16 protein-coding genes are annotated in these 21,264 nt (G+C 37.8%); 10 read left to right on the top strand and 6 right to left on the bottom strand.

Features of this window, described 5'->3' with window-relative positions; translation table 11 throughout:
• Window positions 1-16: 16 nt before the first annotated feature.
• From ACLJX0_RS13645 to ACLJX0_RS13655, 3 genes are all read right to left on the bottom strand, one after another.
• Complete coding sequence (locus ACLJX0_RS13645; protein WP_410881126.1) at window positions 17-3,190, bottom strand: efflux RND transporter permease subunit; 3,174 nt, start codon at window positions 3,188-3,190, stop codon at window positions 17-19.
• An 11-nt stretch (window positions 3,191-3,201) separates the two neighbouring features.
• On the bottom strand, window positions 3,202-4,587 hold the full coding sequence (locus ACLJX0_RS13650; RefSeq protein ID WP_410881127.1) for a TolC family protein: 1,386 nt from the start codon (window positions 4,585-4,587) through the stop codon (window positions 3,202-3,204).
• Between the two features lie 132 nt (window positions 4,588-4,719).
• Entirely contained in the window at window positions 4,720-5,133 is a 414-nt protein-coding gene (locus ACLJX0_RS13655; protein WP_410881128.1) for a hypothetical protein, read from the bottom strand.
• 326 nt (window positions 5,134-5,459) lie between these two features.
• Between ACLJX0_RS13655 and ACLJX0_RS13660 the strand changes: the two genes are divergently transcribed.
• The 3 genes from ACLJX0_RS13660 to ACLJX0_RS13670 all read left to right on the top strand — a co-directional run bounded on the left by ACLJX0_RS13660 (window position 5,460) and on the right by ACLJX0_RS13670 (window position 8,399).
• Window positions 5,460-6,167 carry a hypothetical protein gene (locus tag ACLJX0_RS13660; RefSeq protein WP_410881130.1) on the top strand — a complete coding sequence of 236 codons (708 nt, stop codon included), beginning with the start codon at window positions 5,460-5,462 and terminating at the stop codon, window positions 6,165-6,167.
• Between the two features lie 127 nt (window positions 6,168-6,294).
• Complete coding sequence (locus ACLJX0_RS13665) at window positions 6,295-6,888, top strand: PH domain-containing protein (protein ID WP_410881131.1); 594 nt, start codon at window positions 6,295-6,297, stop codon at window positions 6,886-6,888.
• The gene (locus ACLJX0_RS13670) at window positions 6,888-8,399 is read left to right on the top strand and encodes a PH domain-containing protein (protein ID WP_410881133.1); all 1,512 of its coding nucleotides are present in this window, start codon (window positions 6,888-6,890) and stop codon (window positions 8,397-8,399) included. Before ACLJX0_RS13665 ends, ACLJX0_RS13670 begins: the two co-directional genes overlap by 1 nt.
• Window positions 8,400-8,481: 82 nt before the next feature.
• Here ACLJX0_RS13670 and ACLJX0_RS13675 read toward each other — a convergent pair whose 3' ends face one another.
• Both ACLJX0_RS13675 and ACLJX0_RS13680 read right to left on the bottom strand, forming a co-directional pair.
• On the bottom strand, window positions 8,482-9,219 hold the full coding sequence (locus tag ACLJX0_RS13675) for a DUF4369 domain-containing protein (protein WP_410881135.1): 738 nt from the start codon (window positions 9,217-9,219) through the stop codon (window positions 8,482-8,484).
• A gap of 9 nt (window positions 9,220-9,228) precedes the next feature.
• The gene (locus ACLJX0_RS13680; protein WP_410881137.1) at window positions 9,229-9,552 is read right to left on the bottom strand and encodes a YbaB/EbfC family nucleoid-associated protein; all 324 of its coding nucleotides are present in this window, start codon (window positions 9,550-9,552) and stop codon (window positions 9,229-9,231) included.
• 180 nt (window positions 9,553-9,732) lie between these two features.
• Here ACLJX0_RS13680 and ACLJX0_RS13685 point away from each other — a divergent pair, with 180 nt between their 5' ends.
• The 5 genes from ACLJX0_RS13685 (at window position 9,733) to ACLJX0_RS13705 (ending at window position 14,601) form a co-directional block, all read left to right on the top strand.
• Window positions 9,733-10,050 carry a GNAT family N-acetyltransferase gene (locus ACLJX0_RS13685; RefSeq protein WP_410881139.1) on the top strand — a complete coding sequence of 106 codons (318 nt, stop codon included), beginning with the start codon at window positions 9,733-9,735 and terminating at the stop codon, window positions 10,048-10,050.
• Window positions 10,051-10,060: 10 nt separating this feature from the next.
• Window positions 10,061-10,606 carry an NADPH-dependent FMN reductase gene (locus ACLJX0_RS13690; protein ID WP_410881141.1) on the top strand — a complete coding sequence of 182 codons (546 nt, stop codon included), beginning with the start codon at window positions 10,061-10,063 and terminating at the stop codon, window positions 10,604-10,606.
• Between the two features lie 125 nt (window positions 10,607-10,731).
• Window positions 10,732-11,349 carry a GNAT family N-acetyltransferase gene (locus ACLJX0_RS13695; RefSeq protein WP_410881143.1) on the top strand — a complete coding sequence of 206 codons (618 nt, stop codon included), beginning with the start codon at window positions 10,732-10,734 and terminating at the stop codon, window positions 11,347-11,349.
• A 90-nt stretch (window positions 11,350-11,439) separates the two neighbouring features.
• Window positions 11,440-13,500: a S9 family peptidase gene (locus ACLJX0_RS13700; protein ID WP_410881145.1), complete on the top strand. Its 2,061-nt coding sequence runs from the start codon at window positions 11,440-11,442 to the stop codon at window positions 13,498-13,500.
• 66 nt (window positions 13,501-13,566) lie between these two features.
• Window positions 13,567-14,601, top strand: a complete 1,035-nt coding sequence (locus tag ACLJX0_RS13705; protein ID WP_410881147.1) for a PLP-dependent cysteine synthase family protein — start codon at window positions 13,567-13,569, stop codon at window positions 14,599-14,601.
• A gap of 302 nt (window positions 14,602-14,903) precedes the next feature.
• Here the strand turns inward: ACLJX0_RS13705 and ACLJX0_RS13710 are convergent, their stop codons facing one another.
• Window positions 14,904-16,427, bottom strand: coding sequence for a SulP family inorganic anion transporter (locus tag ACLJX0_RS13710; protein WP_410881149.1), 1,524 nt, complete (start codon window positions 16,425-16,427; stop codon window positions 14,904-14,906).
• Window positions 16,428-16,602: 175 nt separating this feature from the next.
• Between ACLJX0_RS13710 and ACLJX0_RS13715 the strand changes: the two genes are divergently transcribed.
• Complete coding sequence (locus tag ACLJX0_RS13715; RefSeq protein ID WP_410881150.1) at window positions 16,603-17,475, top strand: ABC transporter ATP-binding protein; 873 nt, start codon at window positions 16,603-16,605, stop codon at window positions 17,473-17,475.
• Between the two features lie 3 nt (window positions 17,476-17,478).
• Complete coding sequence (locus ACLJX0_RS13720; RefSeq protein WP_410881152.1) at window positions 17,479-21,138, top strand: ABC transporter permease/M1 family aminopeptidase; 3,660 nt, start codon at window positions 17,479-17,481, stop codon at window positions 21,136-21,138.
• Window positions 21,139-21,264: the final 126 nt, after the last annotated feature.

Consider the following 21,264-nt stretch of genomic DNA (forward strand, 5'->3'; position numbering starts at 1 on the left):
CTATTAAAAATCAAAATTAGTGGGTTTCAAGGGTATGGAATTTACTTTTAGGATCATCAGGATCTAAGGAAGGACCAACCACGGTTGCTTTGCTCATTGTTGAGGTAAAGAAATGAGGAAGCAGCAGTAAAATCGTAACGGTTGAGGCTAAAAGCCCTCCAATTACTGCCTGTCCTAGGGGAGCTACTTGCTCTCCACCATCACCTAAACCTAACGACATGGGAAACATACCCGCTACCATGGCAGCAGCTGTCATTAATACGGGACGTAAACGAGAAGAAGCTGCTAAACGAGCTGCATTAACCGTGCGTAATCGCATTTCTTTTCGGTAGTATTCTGCCTGATTAATCAGGAGAACAGCATTGGATACGGACACCCCAATCGACATAATGATTCCCATATAGGATTGTAAATTTAAGGTGCTCCCACTGAGGAATAACAAGAGTAAACTCCCCGTAATAACAGCCGGTAATACGGATAGAATAACCAAAGGCAATCGGAAGGATTGATAGTAAGCCGATAGCATCAAGTAGATGGTAATAACAGCAACTCCTAACCCTACTAATAAATTCCCTAGGGTTTCATCGAGTAAATTGAGGGTTCCCTCGGTCCATACAATGGTTCCCCTTGGGGGTTCTCCAACATTGGCAATGGCTTTTTTTACTGCTTTGGATGCAGCTCCTAAATCTTTATCGTGAATATTAGCAATTACTGTCACATAACGGTTTGGCCCTTTTCGGTTGACCTGCGCAGCTTCATTCATTTGCTTAACTGTGGCTACATCTTCCAAGATGGGACGTAAACTGCCTTTCTTTAGGGGAATTGCCTTGAGTTTTTCGGCGCTGTCAATAGTTCCTTCTGGCATTTGAACTTGTACTTGGAACACCAATCCAGAATTGGGATCCACCCATAAGTTTTTGTCTGTATAACGCGTAGAGGATGTTGCTGTAGCTAAGCTTCGCGTTACATCACTCATTGTTAAACCAAATTGGCCCAGCAGCTCACGGTTGACTTCAATTTGCAAAGTGGGATAATCCAACGGTTCTGCAAGTCGAATATCGCGCAAATAGGGGATTTCTTTTAACTCTTGTTCGATTTTCTTTGCATGAGTCTCCGCCATTTTAATCTGTCTAGCGCCTACTTTTACCTCGATAGGTGTCATGGCTCCTTGTCCCATGATTTTCTCCACCAATTCCATGGGTTCGAAATTAATCAATACCTCTGGACGATTTTCGTGTACTTTAGCGCGAATTTCTTCTTTCAATTCGGCAATGGAACCAGTGTAAATCGTTTGATCGATAGCTACTTGTAGTACCGCTTCATGGGAAGCATTCGTGAATAAGAAAATCGGGTTAATCGGTGTTCCAGAGGGGTGCATACCCACAAAAGAAGAGGTAATAGAAATGCCGTTTTCAGGAAGTACAGCAGCAATATCGCCAATGATATCTTTCACAATTTCCTCCGTTTTTTCGATTCTACTGCCTTGAGGCGCTTCGATTCGAATTTGAAAATCTCCACTGTTAGAGGCAGGCATAATATCGGTTCCTATAAACTGTAAGAGAATGACAATACAGCCTACTGCTACAACGACATAACCAACGAAAAGTGCACGAGATCGCTTGTGCCATTTGCGAACTACTTGAGAATAACGCAAGCGGAATTTTTCAAAGAATTTGCGTTGTCTTTTTGTCTTTTTGTCATAAATCGCCAAATATTTGTTCTTCATTAACCAATTAGCTAAAATTGGAACAAAGGTTTGAGAGGCTAAGAAAGAAAAAATCATCGCAAAGGCTACTGCCATGGACAGTGGCATGAACATATCCTTCGGAATCCCTGTCATGATAAAAGCGGGGGTTAACACCGCTAAAATACACAGTAAAATAAGCAACTTAGGAATTGAAATTTCCAATAAAGCATCTAAAATCGCTTGGGCCTTGGATTTACCCATCTCAAAATGCTGATGGATATTTTCAATGGTTACCGTGGCCTCATCGACGAGAATACCAATGGAGAGAGCCAGTCCGCTCAACGTCATGATATTAATGGTTTGCCCCATAAAATATAGGGCTGCTACAGCAGATAAGATAGCCACTGGAATTGTCAAAATCACAATGATGGCTCCACGGGTATCCCCTAGGAATAAGAAAATCATCAAGCCCGTAAATAACGCTCCTAAAATTCCTTCGTGAATTAAATTAGTCAGCGAACGTTCGATGTATTTGGATTGATCAAATTCATAACGGATGGAAACATCTTCTGGAAGTGTATTTTCCAGCATAGGCAAAGATGCTTTTAAATTCTTAACTACATCAATGGTAGAGGCATCTGCTTTTTTAATAATAGGTAAGTATACGGAACGTGTGCCATTAATTAACGCATATCCAGTGGTTTGATCTGCAGCATCAATAACCTGAGCGACGTCTTTGACATAAATCGTTCGATCCGCCGTTGTGCGGATAGGCGTTTGCAGAAATACTTCTGGATTTGAGGCAATGGAATTAATGGGCGCCATTAGATTTTGCTCGCCAATGCGGATGTTACCCGCTGGAGAAGGGTGGCTGTTTTTAGTAATGGCCAAGGTAATTTCTTCAGGACTTAATCCATGGGCTTGCATGGCATGTGGGTCAATATTAACTAAGATGGAGCGTACGTTTCCTCCAAAGGGAGCCGGGGCAGTCACCCCAGGAATCTCGACAAACATCGGTCGAATTCTCGTTTGTACCATGGTTTGTAATTCGGTAATACTGCGTTGGGGACTCTCAAAAACGAGTTGCCCTACTGGAAGTGAACTACCGTCAAATCTAACCACCATGGGAGGAACAGCACCAGGAGGTAAGAAGCCCATCGCACGCGATACTTGAGTAGATACTTCTCCCGCGGCTTGCGCCATATCTGTTCCTGGGTAAAAGGAAAGCTTCATCAAGGTTAATCCTTGTACACTTTTAAAATCAATGTTTTGTACGCCTCCAACGAAGAGCAATACTTTTTGAAATTCATTCGCCATAAATCCGTCCATATAGGCAGGAGAAAGCCCACCATAAGGCATGGCAATATAAATGGAAGGAAGCTCTATTTCAGGGAAGATATCGACATTGATTTTCTTAATCGAATTAATCGATAAGAAGCCCAAGGCTAATACAACGATTAGAATAGCAATCGGCTTTCTTAAGGCAAATCGGATCAGATTCATAGGTGTCTATATTATAAATTAGTAAATAAAAAATCAAAATCAGCGGTTAAGGTCGCTGCTGTAACAAGTTGTTTCCAATATTGTTGGGTAGCTTCAATATGGGTTTTCTCCGCTTGTTCCAGTAGCTGTTGAATCTGTAAGAGTTCACTAAGGGTAATCAACCCACTCTTGTAACGCGCCATATACATCGTATAAGCTTCTGTAGCATGGACAATGGCTTGGTGGGTTTGCTGTAGTTGATGGACTTGTTCTTTTAGTTGAACTTGACTCGCCTCTATATTGGTTTGAAGTGCCTGTTCATACGTTTGATGCTTTTTCTCTGCACTTTCAGTCTGCTTATTTAAGGCTTTCTTTTTGTGTTGATTGGTCAATAAAGAAGAGAAATTCCACGTAATTCCAACCCCAACAAGATAGTTGTCTACACTATTGGAAAAGCCATCTTTCCATTTATCTGTTGCGGTATGGGCTTGAATACCAGTGCCTCGAATAGCATATCCCCCTAAGAGTTTTATACTAGGGAGTCCTGCTCTTGCTATAGACTTACTGCTATGCTCAAAGTAAGAGGCTTCTTGTTTGTATTGGGTTAATAAGGGATGTTCTACGGTTTCCGCAGCAGTTGATGTATAGGTTTCATGGAGAGGAAAGCTTAGAAAATGACGGACGTGGTTGGCATCTAAGGTGTCGATGGAATTTCCAACGAGTTCTGTTAATGCAATATGCGTCGCTTGGCGGTTTCCTTTCCAATAACTTTGTTGACCTGCCGCCTGTAAATAAGAAGATTGTGCTAATAAGTTATCTGCTGTTGGTTTTAACCCAGATAGTGCTAATCCCTCCGTGATTGATTTAATACTTTTTAATCGATCCGCATTTTTGTTCATCCAATCGCAATTGGCTGTAGCATAGAGATTTTGAATATGTCTCAAGGCTAATTCTTTCTTTAATTGGAGGATATAGGCTTCTTTTTGAGCCACTTGTTGTTGGTATTGTGCCTGGGCAGCCTGATTTTCTTGTTGCTGTTTGCCAAAAGCAAAAACTTCCCATTCTACTACAGCAGAACCGAAGGTATTGAAGGTTTGGTCGGTACCAGTGAGCAGATCTGGATTTCCACTGACATTGAAGAAACCAGCCTGTGGAAAAAAGGCGCCATTACTTCCTTCAAAAGTACCATAGGAGTTTTGGGCTTGAATTTTAAATTGAGGTAATGCTTGACTTTTTACTGCTTGTTGCTGACTTGCCTTGGAGGTAACTAAGGCTTGTTGTGCCTGTAAACCTGGATAATTGTGTTCCACTTCTTGCCACAAGCTACCCAACGTCATAGTAGGCTGCTCTTGGGCCTGTAGTGTCATACTCAAACAAGTCAACCACAATAAAGTAGCTGAACGAAAATTCGTTTCCATGAGAAAGAGAATTTGAAAGAGACCTAAGAAAACTAGACCTCAAATTGTTGATTTGTTTTAACGATACAGAATAGCTATAGCCATAGCCGGTCTAAAAAAAGAAGGCTAGCGATAGATAAGTAAAGCATTAAATCAAATTCTCAGATTCTGAAACGCAATAAATAGAGGAAGTTTTCCCTGAAGTTGTGAACTGTCCGGATAAAGAGGGTGATTGGTAGTGTCTCCTGTGAGACGAACTCCTAAAAAGAAAACTAAAAATGTAGAGACTAGAAGCGCAACAAAAGGAGAAGAAAAATCCCATCCCGCTTGCTGTAAGATAGTTGTGTTGTCATCTTGTATACTATTTTGTTGACAACTGCGTTCTACTACTGTAGTTTGTTTCTTCGTTTTGTTTGGTTTTGTCGGTAGCTCTAAAGCAAGGGAATCCTGTTGAAGTAAATGAGACAAACTTGTTTGCATCGAACAGGTAGAGAAAATAAGCCATACCGCACAAAACAAAGCAAGTGTTTTGTAGATGTTTTGCTGGGCGATATGTAAGGCGTTCATTTTCATACAAGGACAAACATATACTTTTTAAAAATTAAATACAACATTTTTTTTTAGAAAGGATCAGATTTGGTGAGGATTTGGTTTGATTTACACGGTTTATCTCGCCTACTTTATATTTGTTTGGGTGTTCGATGAATCTACACTTCGTTGCGATTTTCACTTCGTTGCGATTTGTTTGTATAAGAAAATCGTTCTTACTACTGATGGTTTTATCAAAAGCCAAAGAACAAACACCAAAAGCCAAAGAACAAACAACAAAAAATGGTATAGATTTTGATTCATTAATTAGAACAAAAGAATAACAAACAAAAAAAGAACGAAATATGAAAAGAATAGTCAAAGTATTTGGGTTGATCCTTAGCTTATTTCTAGTCATGAGTTGCAGTACAGATGATAATAGGGGATGGCGACCTTATCCTGTTGGAGGATTGACCATGGTAAATGGATATTCGGGTTCAGAGGCTGTGTGGTATATCGCCAATGGTCGTTTTGTACAACCACCCTACCAAGGACTGCAATATAAAGGATATAATTACGTCGGCTTATATACGGGAAATCGCTCATTGGATATCATTAACAATCAGAATGAAAGATTGGTGAACAATGCTCAATTACACGTAAAGGAAGGGCAGTTGTACACTTCTTTTGTTGGAGGGAAATCAAAAGAAAATATGCTGCATTTTATTACCACGGATCAACGTATTATACTCGGTGAAGAAGGAAATCTTACCCAATCAGGACTTCGCTTTTTTAATTTGACAGGAGAGGATTTAGCTGTAAATGTAAAACTAGATGATACGGTGGTGTTTAGTGATCGAAACACCGAAACACCTACTTCTGCAAAAGAACATGAAGCGTTTATTGCACAGCCAAGTAACGTTTATACCGTTAGCATTCAAGATAAAAACGGAAAAGAAATAGTCAAACGCGATCAAATTGCGTTGGAAAAAGGAAGGTATTTTTCCTTAATTCTAGTGGGTTCTAATGCTGCTGATACGCCCTATTATATAGGAGTTGTTAAGCAGTTTTAATTCTATATCTATATATCAATTGGGAAAATAGTCATCATGTATATGATGGCTATTTTTTTATAAGATAAGCATTAGCTTCCTCAAATCGAAAAGGATATATTTGTTTCTTTAAATGCTTATTGTCGATATGAATACAACTTTTTCTAACCAGCAAATTAATACAACGACGCTTCCTAATACGGATGGGCTACTCTTTCAACCGTTGCATATAAAATATAAAGGAGTTGTAGTGTTGAGCACCAGTATAGCCATCTTGTTTCTATTGATACTAGGAGCAAGTGGTTTTTATTTACCTCTACCTGAAGAAAATGCACTACTGTTCGAATATCGAAATGTCGTATTGGGGGGAAGTCTTGTTTTTTCTGCGCTTTTACTTGTTTTAAATATCGCAGGTGTACGAAAAAAAGGGTATGCGGTTCGAGAGCATGATATTATTTATAAAACGGGATTGTTAAATCAAAAGCAAATCACAATTCCCTTTAATCGCGTACAACATGTTGAAATTTATGAAGGAGCTTTGTTGCGATTATTTGGTTTGTGTCGAATTGAGTTTTTTACTGCAGGAGGAAGTTTTGGCGATTTGAAAATTCCTGGTTTACCTCTTGAGGAGGCTAATAAAATTAAAACCTATGTTATTGAGCAAGTTATTCCACAGACAGTAAACCCAGTAGTAGAACCTACTGAAGGTGATACTCTTACTGTTTTAAATTCACAAGACTAATGAATTTCTATATCCCCAATCGACAAGCGCCTATTGGCATTGTTGTCAATTTTATTTACGCTTCACAGAAATTTGTTCGCGCTTTTTTTCCTCTGGCAATTTTGCTTCTCGTTCGCTTGAATAAGGGAGAAAAAGTATATGGATTGACCATGTTTATCGTGATTTTTGTTGTTTTAGTACTGCTTACTTTTGCCATAGCATACTTCAATTATCGCTTTTTTACTTTTCATATTGAAAAAGAAACGGATGCTTTTGTGTTGCAAAAAGGGATCTTTAATAAAACTAAAACAACTATTCAGTTGCGAAAAATCCAACAAGTCAATATCAATCAATCTTTTATAAATAAGGTATTGGGAATTTATTCCATTGAAATTGATTCGGCGGGGAGTGCAGCAAAAGAAGGGTTGATTCGATCTGTTTCGCATGAAGTGGCTCAAACATTAAAAGAAACACTACTGACGTACAAGGAAGGCTTGTTACAGGAAGAAGATTCAACAAATGTTCAATCAGAAAATCAAGAAGGTGTAACAGCGCAAAAGGTTCGATCCATTCGTTTACTCACGCTATTGAAGGTAGGGGTAACCACGAATTATCTCTATACTATGGGGATTGTTTTACTATTTGCTAATTCGTTGATCTATGAAGGTTCTCGTATTTTTGGTGATTCTTTCGATGATGAAGCCATTGATACTTTCATCGAGGAGCGTATTACTATTTACGTGGGGTTAGTTTTGATGCTTTTCTTTTTAGCAGTTATTTTTATTGCTAATATTATCCGGACAGTACTTAAATTCTATAACTATAAAGTGGTAGTACAAGAGCAAAGCTTGTTCCTTTCATATGGATTGCTCCATACTAAAAGTACTATCATCAAACCTTCTCGGGTTCAATTGGTTAAAATTGTACGCAATTACTTTCAAAAGTTATGGGGGATTTCGAGTTTTAAAATACACCAAGTGTTTGGCAAGGAATCTATGAATAAGAAAACAGCCTTAGAAATTCCTGGTTGTTCGAATAGTGAAACCCAAGAGTTTTTTGATATGATTTACAAAAAACCGTTGGATTTTAAAGGGGAAGAATTAAAGTATAACTATCGTTTTTTTGGCTTTCGCTTTTTCTTTTTAGTAGTAGTTCCTGTAGCTTTATTTATAAGCTTTACTCAGGATATGTTAGAAACAAGTTGGATATTCACTAGTGCAGGAGGCTATTTTGTAGTGGTAACTTTACTGATCTGGCGTTATTTTAAAGTAGGGCGATTAATTATTACCCCTGATTTTATTCTAGTAAAAACAGGGGCATGGGATATTACCCATACCATTTTAGAACCGCATAAAATTCAAAAAATAGTCCTGTCCCAATTTGTTTGGCAAAAAGCAGCCAATGTGGGGAGTTTAACACTTCATACCGCAGGTGGAATGGTTCAGTTTAGTACGACGAATTATCAAAAATTGAAGCAATTAAAAGACCAATGGTTATTTCAAATTGAAAGTAAAAATAAACCTTGGATGTAGGGGTTTAGTTTACGGTTTACAGCGAACGGTTTACCGATTCATTAAAAAAAAATTGTCCTTTGATTCAAAGGACAATTTACAATTATTCAGGAGCATTTGCTTCTTCTTTTTTTCTTTCTTGAATAAACTCATTCAAGCTTTTCCCATACTTGTGATTGATTACTTCTGGCGTTAATGCATTATAAATGGTATCCAAGTATTTGATGTTGCGGTCATAGAGCTCTGTAAGGGCTATATAAGGGGCAACATCAGAATTTTTATTGTTTAAGGCAAAGTTAATTGCATTGAGGTATAAGCGCCCTGTTAGTTTTTTATTTACCTCTTGTAAACTGTCTAATTGAGCTGTGTTGTTGTTTTTTTGTGCCTCAAATAAAGCAACATACAAATCGTTTTGACGATCTGTAATCATCGCTCTAGACTTTAAGTATTCTTTGTAGATTTCATTGGTTTGAGAACCTTTTACTTTTGCATCTTGATAAAAGTTCTTCAAGGTGGTTTCTATGGTGATGGTTCCTGGTTCTGCAAAGAAGGACAACTGGTTGTCAATGGAGGTGCTGTGTCCACGATCTAATGAAAGGAAAAGTACTTCAGGTGATTCCAATTGATGTTTGAAGGTGAAAGCGGTCGTTTTACCATCGAAAATAACGGAATCAAGTGCAACAAAAGTAGTGTCTAGCACTTGATAAAGGTATACTTTACCCTGTTTTAAGCCTTCAATTTTCCCGTTAATTATTACATTTCCTGTTTCTTTTGTGTCCTTGGAACAAGAAGCAAGAAGAGAAGCTCCTAAGAGAAGAGCAACACCAATATATTTTTTCATCTTATTTTATTATTTAAATAAATCTAAACCTGGAATATTTGGCATACCATCTTTGGCTGCAGCCGCTAATTCTGCTTCGTGAATCGCTGTTGCTTTTTCAATAGCCCTATTCAGTACCATTACAAGATAGTCTTCGAGTTGTTCTTTATCTTCCATCAGTTCCTCTGCAATGGATAAGGAGCGAATGGTTCTGTTGGCCGTTAAAGTAACCTGCAATAAACCGTCATTACTTTTCTCATCAATTAGAATGGTATCTAATCTCTTTTTTGTTTCTTCAATTTTAGCTTGGGTTTCTTGTAATTTACCCATCATGCCCATTAGGTCGCCAAACATAGTAGTGTACATTAAAATTTAATGGAACAAAAATAACATAATCTTTTCAAGTTTTGCTCATAATCTAGACAAAGACCAGAACTAATTTTATACTTTATGCGAATAGAAATTAATTTACATTAAGGAGTAGTAGATTTATAATGCGTATTTTTGATTGTAGAATAACCGTTAATAAAAAAAATGAAAGAAGAGTTTATATCCTTAGCTGTTACTAAAAATACAACCAATCACCGCTATGAATTTGTTGTAGATGGATACACGGCCTTTATTGATTATAAAGAAGAAGGAACGCGCATCCATTTAATTCATACGGAAAGCCCCGCAGCATTAGCGGGTCGTGGTGTGGCAACTGCCTTAATTGAAAAGACACTCATGGATATAGAAGAGCATCACCAAACAGTGTTGCCCTATTGTCCTTTAGTTTTTGCCTATATTAAAAAAAATCCAGCGTGGAAGCGAATCGTAGATTTAAGTTTCCCTGCATATGATAAATTGTAATACTATTGAGATGAAAAAGAAAATAATTGGATTTGGAGCTAGTATTTCTACTAGTTCTATTAATAAAGTATTGGCGGCCTATGCTTTGACCTTTTTTCCAGAATATGAGGTTGAATTAATCGATTTAAACGATTATGAGGTACCCGTGTTTTCAGTCGATTGTGAAAAAGAAAATTGCCCTGCTGAGGCAAAGGCATTTTTAGCTAAACTAAAAGAAGCGGATGTCCTTGTTTGTTCTATGGCAGAGCACAACAGAAACTGGACGGTGGGTTTTAAAAATCTATTTGATTGGTGTTCGAGATTGGATTTGAAATTACTTCAAAACAAGCCCATGTTGCTCTTGTCAACCTCACCAGGAGGTTATGGTGCTCAAAATTCAATGAATATCGCGAAAACGATTTTTCCTGCTTTTGGCGGAAATATACAAACTACATTCGCATTGCCGAAATTTTATGAAAACTTTCAGGAGACGCAAGGAATTCTTGACCCAACCTTGTTGGCTGAATTTAAAGAACAGATAGCTGCATTTAAAACGAAAGTAACGGAAGAAAACTAGCAAAAGAAAGAGATAGCTCTAGGCCTATCTCTTTTTTTGTTAGTATGCTGTTAAAGATTCACACCTAGCCCAAAAAGTATGAATATATTTGGGTGAAATACAACTAATCGTTAATCCACCTTGTTATGATTCAATCAACTGTTGCCTCTTCCACTTTTGATTTTTCCAGAGACTATGTCTTAGAAAATGAACGTGTAAAACTAATCCCCTTAGGTGAAAAACATTTGCCTGATTTACTCTATTACGCCTTACATGAATCCGATATCTGGTTTTATTCGTCCGATAAACCAACGGATAATGAGGCCATGATTAAGTACGTAAAAGCTGCCTTAGCAATGCGAGAAGACAAGCAAGGCTACGCTTTTGTTGTGTGGGATAAAGAACAGCGTAAATTTGTGGGTTGTACGCGTTACTATCGCATGGATGTACGCAATAAAGTAAGTGCGATTGGTTATACCTGGTATAGTAAATTAGCACAAGGAACGGGAGTAAATAAAAACTGTAAATATTTATTGTTTGATTTTTTATTTGAAAAAATGGGATTTGAGCGTATTGAATTTGAGGCTGATAGTGAAAATAAACGGAGTATAGCTGCTATTCTTAGCTTAGGTTGCCAGCAAGAAGGTCTTTTGCGTCAAAATAAAATTAGAACGGATGGCACTCGTAGAAACAGTGCTATTTTTGGCTTGTTGCGAGAGGAATGGTTAGCCGAGACCAAAGAGAAACTACAAATCAGATTGTAACAATTACCTCCTCAGAAGCCTAGAAACTTAAGAACGAAATCTTAGCCTTCCCCCCGAAAAACCCTTATTTTTGTATTTTAAATGAAAAAAATGAACGAATCTATTCAAGCTCCTAGAGCAAAACAAATACCACACGAATTACAAGCGCATAATCACGTCCGTATAGACCCTTATTTTTGGTTAAACGACAGAGAAGATAAAGAGGTGTTAGCGTATTTAGAAGCGGAAAAAAACTATTATCAAGCCTCAACAGCTCATACAAAAGAACTACAAGAAGCCTTGTTTGCTGAAATGAAAAACAGAATCAAAGAGGATGATTCTTCAGTGCCTTATTTCTATAACGGTTATTATTATATCACGCGATTTGAACAGGGCAAAGATTATCCAATCCATTCCCGTAAAAAGGGAAGCTTAGAAGCAGAGGAGGAAATCATGTTCGATTGTAATGAAATGGCTGAACCTTATGCCTATTTTCATCTCAGAGGCATCACAGTATCTGAAGATAATCAATGGGTAGCCTATGGGGTAGATACGGTTTCTAGACGAGAATATACGCTATATGTCAAGAACCTAATTACCGGTGAAGTATTGGATTTTGCGATTCAACATACAACTGGAGCTTCGACGTGGGCAAGTGATAATCAAACACTTTTTTATTCGCGAAAAGATACAGTCACTTTGCGTTCAGATAAAATTTATAAACATGTGATTGGTACAGCAGTGACTGCGGATGTCTTGGTGTACCACGAAACCGATGATACCTTCGATACCTTTATCTACAAAGAAAAATCAAGAAAATTCTTGGTGATTGGAAGTGAGAGTACGTTGACTAGTGAATATCGAATTCTAGAGGCTAATAATCCCAATGGTGTATTTCGCATTTTCCAAAAAAGAGAAAGGGGAGTAGAGTATGGAATTTCTCATTACGACAATCGTTTTTATATCCTAACCAACAAAGATGAAGCGGATAATTTTAAACTTATGTCGTGTTCGGAAACAGAAACAGCGAGTAAGCATTGGGTAGAATTAATTCCGCATCGAGAGGATGTTCTCTTAGAAGGAGTGGATATCTTTAAGGATTATTTGGTGATTTCTGAGCGTTCGAATGGGTTGCCTCACATCAAAATCCAACCGTGGAAAGATGGTGAGCAAGCGTATTACTTGCCTTTTGAAAGTGAAACATATAACGCACAAGCACAGATTAATGCTGATTTTGAAACAGAGAAATTTCGCTTTGTATACCAGTCGTTGAATACGCCTTCTTCTGTGATTGATTTTAATATGCGTACCCAAGAAAAGGAAATCTTGAAAGAACAAGAGGTATTGGGAGATTTTGATAAAAATAACTATGTTGAAGAACGCATTTGGGCAACGGCAAAAGATGGAGTGAAAGTGCCTATTTCTATGGTGTACCGCAAAGGAATGGAGCGCAACGGAAACAATCCTTTTTTACTATATGCTTATGGATCCTATGGTATCACGATGGAACCTTATTTTTCTACGACGCGTTTAAGTTTATTAGATCGCGGGTTTGTCTACGCCATTGCACATGTTCGCGGTGGGGAAGACATGGGGCGCGATTGGTATGAAGATGGAAAATTATTAGTCAAGAAAAATACGTTTACGGATTTCATTGCCTGTTCAGAATATGTAATTGAACAAGGGTATACGTCCAAAGAATGCCTTTTTGCTGAAGGAGGGTCTGCTGGAGGAATGTTGATGGGAGTAATCATCAATGAACGTCCAGATTTATATCAAGGGGTAATCGCACAAGTACCTTTCGTTGACGTGGTGACAACCATGTTAGATGACAGCATCCCACTTACAACAGGGGAATACGACGAATGGGGAAATCCAAATGAAAAAGAATATTACGACTATATGTTGTCCTATTCTCCTTATGATAATGTAAAAGCACAAGCCTACCCGAACCTATATATTTCTACAGGATTGCACGATTCACAAGTGCAATATTGGGAACCGGCTAAATGGGTAGCCAAATTAAGAGCAACCAAAACAAACGATAATCAGCTGTATTTTGATATTAATATGGATACTGGGCATGGTGGGGCTTCGGGACGATTCGAATCGCTGAAAGAGGTAGCCAAAGAATTTGCGTTTATGTTCGACTTAGTGGGTATTAAACAATAAAAAGAAGTAACTTAGTTTCGTGTTTTTCTCAGTTTTTGAGGGAACGACAATATAAATAAATGAAAGATGAAAGAAGAAATCCAAGCTTTTGATACGGTAATTTCCCTAGTGGGAGATACACCTTTGGTGAAATTAGACAAGGTGACTGCTTCGTTAAAAGGACAATTCTATGGTAAAGTAGAAGCGTTTAATGCTGGACAATCAGCCAAAGATAGAATTGCGTTGCATATTATTGAAACAGCAGAAAAAAAGGGAATTTTAAAACCTGGAGGAACTATTGTAGAAACGACTTCTGGAAATACAGGTTTTAGTATTGCGATGATTAGTGCAATTAAGGGATACAAATGTATCTTATCTGTTAGTGATAAATCTTCCCCAGATAAGATTGATATGTTGCGTGCCATGGGAGCCAAAGTATATGTTTGCCCTGCCAATGTGGCCGCAGATGATCCAAAATCGTATTATGAGGTGGCGAAGCGTGTGCACCAAGAGACACCTGGTTCTATTTATATTAATCAATATTTTAATGAACTGAATACAGAAGCACATTACTTATCAACTGGACCTGAGATTTGGAAACAAACCAAAGGACAAATTACTCATTTTGTTTGTTGTTCTGGAACAGGCGGAACTATTTCAGGAACGGCTCGTTTTTTGAAAGAGAAAAATCCAGCTATTCAGATTTTAGGAGTGGATGCGTATGGTTCAGTACTGAAAAAATACCACGAAACAGGTGAATTAGATCCCAATGAAATTGCACCCTATAAAATTGAAGGATTAGGAAAGAACTTAATCCCATCGGCTACCGATTTCTCAGTAATTGATCATTTTGTCAAAGTAACAGATAAAGATGCTGCTTTAGTAGCAAGAGAATTAGCACGGACAGAAGGCTTATTCTTAGGGTATACGTCAGGAGCTGTTTTACAAGCCACGCGCTTGTATGCAGAGCAAGGAGCATTCGATGAAAATAGCGTAGTTGTTATGCTATTTCCCGATCACGGCTCTCGCTATATGAGCAAAATCTACAGCGATGAATGGATGCATCAACAAGGATTTCTCGATGAGCGTGAACCTCAAAATGAAATAAATTACATCAAATAAAAATACAAAAGGCTGTTTGGGTTACAAACAGCCTTTTTTTGTCTTTCAGATTAAGGGGTTATCAGAAAGAATTCTTAGCCTCTAAACTAGTCGGACTTTTTATGTTCTTACCCTTAAAGGGAGTTCCTCATTTTAGTTGTTCTAGTAAGAATGATAAACAAATGTATGTAAAAAAACGAAACAAATGTTTTTATATAAGTTTATTTTGTTAAAAAAATGAAGTATTCGTTTTTATTCCCTGCTAAGGGAATTGTTTTATGTGTAATTTAACGACTGGTATCTCTTTCTGTGTCGAGGTTCTACTATTCATCTATGTCTCTTTTTACCTCGAGTTTAATATGCGAAAAATATTGGCTGTTTTCTAGTAAGCGAATACTGTCTGCACGCAGGTTGCGCAAATGAACTATTTTGTTTAGTTCTTCGTATTTGTCAAGTACTTTTTTGAGGACTTCTAAGGCTGACATATCGGCAATATGGGAATCGGAAAAGTCGATAATAATGGTATCTGGATCGTCTTGAGGGGTGAATTTTTCTGCAAAAGCAGTAGTACTACCAAAGAATAACGGACCATATATTTCGTATGTTTTATTTCCATTCTCATCGAAAGATTTTCGAGCACGAATGCGTTTGGCGTTATCCCAAGCGAAGATTAAAGCAGATACAAGTACACCTATTAAGACTGCTAAGGCAAGATTACGAGAAAAAATAATGATACCTGTTACAAGAAAAAGAGTAAAAATATCGGCTTTGGGCATTTGTGTAATCAGTCGAAAAGAGACCCATTCAAACGTAGAAAGTGCTACGACCATCATAACCCCAACAAGTGCAGCCATAGGGATTTGTTCAATGACTGGTCCTCCGATGAGGATAATAAAGAGAATGGTTAATGCACCAATAATTCCTGCTATTCTCGTTTTGGCACCTGCTCCAATATTGACAAGGGTTTGTGCAATCATCGCACAACCGCCCATTCCTCCAAAAAGACCATTGATAACATTGGCTCCGCCTTGTGCCATAGCTTCTTTGTTGCTGTTGCCTTTGGTATTGGTTAGTTCATCTACAATATTTAAGGTTAACAAGGATTCAATCAAGCCTACGCCAGCCATTACGAGAGAGAAAGGAAAAATAATTTCTAAAGTTTCCCACGTAAAAGGAACAAGAGGGAGGTGAAAGCGAGGGAATGAACCGTGTATTGATGCGATATCTACGACTTTTTTGGTGTCAATTTGAAAAAAGAAAACTAAGAGGGTAATCCCAATAATGGCAACTAAAGAAGCGGGGATTTTTTGGGTTAGTTTAGGAAAGAGCCAAACGATTCCAATCGTAAGGGCGGTTAACCCCAACATCCAATACAAGGGTAATCCGCTTAACCAGGAAGGAGAATTACCATTTGTATTTTGAAATTGAGCGACTTGAGCCATGAAAATAATAACAGCTAGCCCATTTAAAAAGCCGTACATCACAGGCTGGGGAATTAGCCGAACAAATCGCCCTAGTTTACAGGCCCCTACAATAAATTGTAAGATTCCTGCTACCACTACTGCTGCAAACAGATACTCCACCCCGTGTAGAGAAGCCAAGGCAATGAGCACAACTACGGTTGCACCAGCACCTCCAGATACCATACCGGGTCTTCCTCCAAAAACAGCAGTAATAATCCCCATTAAAAAGGCCGCGTATAATCCTGTTAAAGGAGATAAGCCTGCGAGAATAGCAAATGATAAAGATTCGGGAATCATAGTCATCGCTACCGTTAAGCCTGCGAGAATCTCATTTTTTAGGTTGATGTCTTTTAAGGTAGAACGGGAGAATAGAGCATGCATCATGTTGATTTTAAGTAGAGGTGCAAAATTAAAATTTTAATCGAACTAAAAAGGGAAAAAAGAAGAAGGAAGCAAAAGAAGCTGAGGTGGCTGGCGTTCGCATTAGAGAATATCATACTGTGTTGTGTAACAAAAGAGTAAAAGAGAACACTTATTAAGTAACTCAAAAAGTAGAAGTATGAAATTAGTGATAGAAAACTTAAGTAAGACCTATAAAAATGGGGTAAAGGCATTAGATGATTTGTCCTTAGAAATTGGACCTGGAATGTTTGGGTTATTAGGACCTAATGGTGCGGGAAAATCAACTTTAATGCGAACGATAGCTACCTTGCAAAAACCAGATACGGGAACCATTCGATTAGGGGATATTAATATATTAGAACAGCAAAATGAATTTCGAAAAGTTTTAGGTTATTTACCGCAAGACTTTGGGGTGTACCCTAATATGTCTGCAGTGGATTTGTTGGATTATTTTGCGCGTTTGAAAGGAATATCTGCTGCGGGAGAACGACGTGAAATTGTCAATCGCGTATTAGAAGTTACAAATTTATATGAAGTAAGACGTAAAAGTGTGAGTGGCTATTCTGGAGGGATGAAGCAGCGTTTTGGTATTGCCCAACTGTTGTTGAATGATCCAAAGTTAATTATTGTGGACGAACCTACGGCAGGATTGGATCCTGCAGAACGTCATCGTTTTTTAAATGTATTACGCGAGATTGGAACCAATAATATCGTTATTTTTTCTACCCATATCGTAGATGACGTCAACGAATTATGTCATGAAATGGCAATTTTAAACGGTGGACATCTATTGGAACGCAGTACGCCTAAAGAAGCAGAAGAGAAACTAACTGGGAAGATTTGGCTCAAAGAAATTAATAGAGAAGATGCAGATCAATACAATCAATTGAATATTCTCTCTGGAAAGTATAACCAAGAAAATCGTTTAAAAATTCGCGTATATGCAGAGGATTCTCTTGTAAGTGAAGGATTTGAACTGGCGAAACCAACGTTGGAAGATGTTTATTTTGTTGCATTAAAAAAAGAGTAAGAGATGATGTTTAGAACCGTTTTTACTTTTGAGCTTAAGCGCTGGTTTAAAAGCTGGGAGTTTTACTTATACATGGGAATTTTCTTCCTTATTAGCTTTTTTTCGATGATGTCTACCCTTGGTGTCTTTGATACGCTGACTAATACTTCAGCCTCCTTGCTACATATGAATTCGCCTTATTTATTAAATTCCATGCTGAATTCATTCAATACACTCTTGTATTTCCTCTTTCCTTCTATTATTGGGATGGCGATTTATAGAGATTATAAATACAATATGCACGCTATTTTGTATTCCTATCCTTTTTCTAAGTGGCAATATTTGCTTGGTAAATTTACCAGTTCGTTTGTTGTGACGTTATTGATTAGCCTGATGATGGGGATTGGCTCTTATCTTGCCACTTTAGTGCCTTGGGCCGTGCCAGAGCTCCTAGGCCCAAATACATGGTGGAATTATATCCAAGTTTATTTCATTAATTTAATTCCCAATATGCTCTTTATGGGAGCGATTGTTTTTACAGTAGTAACACTTTCGCGTAGTATATACGCTGGTTTTATTACGATTATTATTTTGATGGTTATCCAAGGATTAATTAACGCCATTGCTGCTGATGTAAATTACAAAGAATTAGGAGCAATACTTGATCCTTCTGGAAATTTAGGTATTAATTATTATACGCGTTATTGGAGTATTGATGAGATAAACGCGAATAACTTGCCTTTAGAAAAATACTATATTTGGAACCGCTTATTGTGGCTAGGAATTTCTATAGTTGCCTTGTTTACCTTAGGAAAAGTGTTCCGATTTTCTCAACAACCCGCAGGATTTTCTTGGAAAAAAAAGGTAGAAGGGGATCGAATGGTCAAGAATAATTTTGGAGGAATCTTTAAAATTGAACTTCCTAAAGTGAGCTACAACTTTTCAACTAAAACCAATTGGTGTAATATTTTTGCTTTTGCAAAGATGGAATTTAAATTCTTAGCGCGTAATCGTGTATTTTGGATTCTCATCGGTGTTGGTTTACTGTTTATGGTATTGGTAGCGAGTTTCGCTATGACACTTTTTGGTACAAATACGTATCCGTTGACGAGACAAATGTTGATGGTCCCTGGTTCAACGTTCCAGTTTTTCATCACCATGATTACCTTTTTAGGAGCAGGTTTATTAGTACACCGAGGAGCAAATACCCGAATGAATTTGCTGATTGATTCAACTGCTGTTCCTAACTGGGTTTTGTTTAGCTCTAAATTCTTTGCGCTAATAGGTATCCAATTGATGTTGCTACTCATTGTTATGCTAACAGCAATCGGTATCCAGGCTACTAATGGCTATTTTACCTTTGAGCTTGATTTGTACTTGAAGAGCTTAATCGGATTTGACTGGATTGAATTTGTGATTTGGGCGCTGATGAGTATAGCTGTTCAAACGTTTTTCAAAAATTATATTGTTGGTTTCTTTGCTTTATTGGTAATCCAAATGGGGTGGTCAGCCTTGAGACATATCGGAATTGAACAATCCATTTTCTTTTTTAATACTTTACCGAAACCTTCGTACTCTGATATGAATGGGTTTGGTTCTACAGGAAAATTAGGCAGATTTATTGTTTTTACACTGTATTGGGGACTATTTGTAGCAGGCTTAAGTGGAATAACCTTATTATTTTGGAGAAGAGGTGTTTTTAGTGGACTCAAAGAGCGATTCTATTATGCTAAGAAGCGTTCAACATTTAGCGTTGTTGGTCCTACTATTTTGTTTTTTGTTTGTTTTTTGGGGTTAGGCTCGTATTTATACTATGAAAATACCATTTTGAATGTTTTCCGTTCATCAAAAGAAACGGAGTTGTTACAGGTGGCGTATGAACAAACATATAAAAAGTATCAGTCATTACCTCAGCCGAGAATTGTCGATGTAAAAGTAGATGTGGATTTATATCCAGAACGCAATGATTTTCAGGCGAGGGGGATTTATATTCTTGAGAACAAAACCAATCAAGTAGTCGATACATTATTAGTGTCCTTTTATCAAGATTTAAATAATGATATTGCTATTGATGGGGCTACGTTGTTAACAACGGACGAAGAACAAGGAGTTCGTTTTTATCGCTTTGATCGTCCGATGCAACTTGGAGAAAAAAGAACAATGGAGTTTGTGGTAGAAAATAAACCTAATACGCTTATTCGGACAAATTCTCCAATTTTAAACAATGGAACTTTTTTAAATAATAGTTTTTTTCCTTCAATTGGTTATAGCGAAAATAGTGAGCTTGTCGATGATGATGTCCGAAAAAAATACGGATTAGCACCAAAAGAGCGTATGGCGAAACAGACAGATCAACAAGCACTACAAAATACGTATATCAGCAGTGACGCTGATTGGATCCACTTTGAAACTACGGTGAGTACAACAGCAGATCAGATTGCGATTGCACCAGGGTATTTACAAAAAGAATGGACGGAAGGAAATCGCCGTTACTTCCATTATAAAATGGATCAGAAGATGCTGAATTTCTATGCCTTTAACTCGGCTCGATACGAGGTGAAACGCGATACATGGCAGGGGGTTAACATTGAAATATACTATCACAAAGGACATGAATACAACCTAGACCGCATGATGGCAGGAGTGAAGAAGTCTTTAGCATACTATACCGAAGCGTTTAGTCCGTATCAACATAAGCAAGTGCGCATTATTGAGTTTCCTTTGACAATGGGAACTTTTGCACAATCGTTTGCCAACACGATTCCGTTTTCAGAGGCGATTGGTTTTGTGGCAGATGTAGATGACACTAAGGACGATGCTGTTGATTATCCGTTTTCTGTAACGGCACATGAAGTAGCACATCAATGGTGGGCACATCAGGTGATTGGAGCCAATGTACAAGGGGCAACGATGTTGTCCGAAAGTTTATCCGAATACAGTTCGTTGAAAGTGTTAGAACAAGAATATGGAAAAGGACAAATGCAACGGTTCTTAAAAGAAGCTTTAGATGGTTATTTGCGTGGGCGAGCAGGGGAACGTAAAAAGGAAAAACCACTGATGTACAACGAAAACCAACAGTATATTCATTACAATAAAGGGTCATTGGTCTTCTATACCATGAGTGATTATCTGGGTGATGCAGTATTAAATGGAGTACTACGTGAGTATATAAAGAAAGTTGCTTTTCAGGAGGCTCCCTATACCGTTTCTACAGAGTTGGTTGATGCGATTCGAACAGCAACTCCCGATTCGTTAAAATACATGGTGAAGGATATGTTTAGTACGATTACGCTATATGATAATTACGTAGATGAGGTGAAGGTAAAAGCTTTAGAAAATGGGAAATATGAGGTGAAAATAAAAGCTTACGTCAGCAAGTATAGAGCAGGTGAAAAGGGGGAAAAGATTTATGCTGATTCTGGTGAAACTCCACTAGTGTTTACAGGAGATAAGAAGCTAAAAATCGAATCCCTTCCCTTGTCAGATTACGTTGAGGTGGGCGTTTTTACTACGGATAAAGAGGCGAAAAACAAGGAAAAAATCTTGTATCTACAAAAAGTAAAAGTTAATGCTATCGAAAATGAGTTTACAATCATTGTAGATGAAAAACCAACAGTGGTGGGCATTGATCCTTACTATAAGTTGATAGATACCCGTTCGTATGACAATCGAAAAGTGATATAAAAAAAGGGAATCCTGTATTGGGTTCCCTTTGGTATGATTAGGATTTAGTTGCAGTATTTTTTTACTATAGTCAAATAATAAAAAAGGGAAAGTACGACGTACTTTCCCTTTTTTATTCGTCTTAGA

This window comes from Myroides sp. DW712, assembly GCF_046557355.1.
Lineage (GTDB): Bacteria > Bacteroidota > Bacteroidia > Flavobacteriales > Flavobacteriaceae > Flavobacterium.

What these genes read in the sequence shown, in the direction of transcription:
- ACLJX0_RS13645 (WP_410881126.1), bottom strand. Translation starts at nt 3,190, where the DNA reads ATGAATCTGATCCGATTTGCCTTAAGAAAGCCGATTGCTATTCTAATC.
- ACLJX0_RS13650 (WP_410881127.1), bottom strand. Translation starts at nt 4,587, where the DNA reads ATGGAAACGAATTTTCGTTCAGCTACTTTATTGTGGTTGACTTGTTTG.
- ACLJX0_RS13655 (WP_410881128.1), bottom strand. Translation starts at nt 5,133, where the DNA reads ATGAACGCCTTACATATCGCCCAGCAAAACATCTACAAAACACTTGCT.
- ACLJX0_RS13660 (WP_410881130.1), top strand. Translation starts at nt 5,460, where the DNA reads ATGAAAAGAATAGTCAAAGTATTTGGGTTGATCCTTAGCTTATTTCTA.
- ACLJX0_RS13665 (WP_410881131.1), top strand. Translation starts at nt 6,295, where the DNA reads ATGAATACAACTTTTTCTAACCAGCAAATTAATACAACGACGCTTCCT.
- ACLJX0_RS13670 (WP_410881133.1), top strand. Translation starts at nt 6,888, where the DNA reads ATGAATTTCTATATCCCCAATCGACAAGCGCCTATTGGCATTGTTGTC.
- ACLJX0_RS13675 (WP_410881135.1), bottom strand. Translation starts at nt 9,219, where the DNA reads ATGAAAAAATATATTGGTGTTGCTCTTCTCTTAGGAGCTTCTCTTCTT.
- ACLJX0_RS13680 (WP_410881137.1), bottom strand. Translation starts at nt 9,552, where the DNA reads ATGTTTGGCGACCTAATGGGCATGATGGGTAAATTACAAGAAACCCAA.
- ACLJX0_RS13685 (WP_410881139.1), top strand. Translation starts at nt 9,733, where the DNA reads ATGAAAGAAGAGTTTATATCCTTAGCTGTTACTAAAAATACAACCAAT.
- ACLJX0_RS13690 (WP_410881141.1), top strand. Translation starts at nt 10,061, where the DNA reads ATGAAAAAGAAAATAATTGGATTTGGAGCTAGTATTTCTACTAGTTCT.
- ACLJX0_RS13695 (WP_410881143.1), top strand. Translation starts at nt 10,732, where the DNA reads ATGATTCAATCAACTGTTGCCTCTTCCACTTTTGATTTTTCCAGAGAC.
- ACLJX0_RS13700 (WP_410881145.1), top strand. Translation starts at nt 11,440, where the DNA reads ATGAACGAATCTATTCAAGCTCCTAGAGCAAAACAAATACCACACGAA.
- ACLJX0_RS13705 (WP_410881147.1), top strand. Translation starts at nt 13,567, where the DNA reads ATGAAAGAAGAAATCCAAGCTTTTGATACGGTAATTTCCCTAGTGGGA.
- ACLJX0_RS13710 (WP_410881149.1), bottom strand. Translation starts at nt 16,427, where the DNA reads ATGATGCATGCTCTATTCTCCCGTTCTACCTTAAAAGACATCAACCTA.
- ACLJX0_RS13715 (WP_410881150.1), top strand. Translation starts at nt 16,603, where the DNA reads ATGAAATTAGTGATAGAAAACTTAAGTAAGACCTATAAAAATGGGGTA.
- ACLJX0_RS13720 (WP_410881152.1), top strand. Translation starts at nt 17,479, where the DNA reads ATGATGTTTAGAACCGTTTTTACTTTTGAGCTTAAGCGCTGGTTTAAA.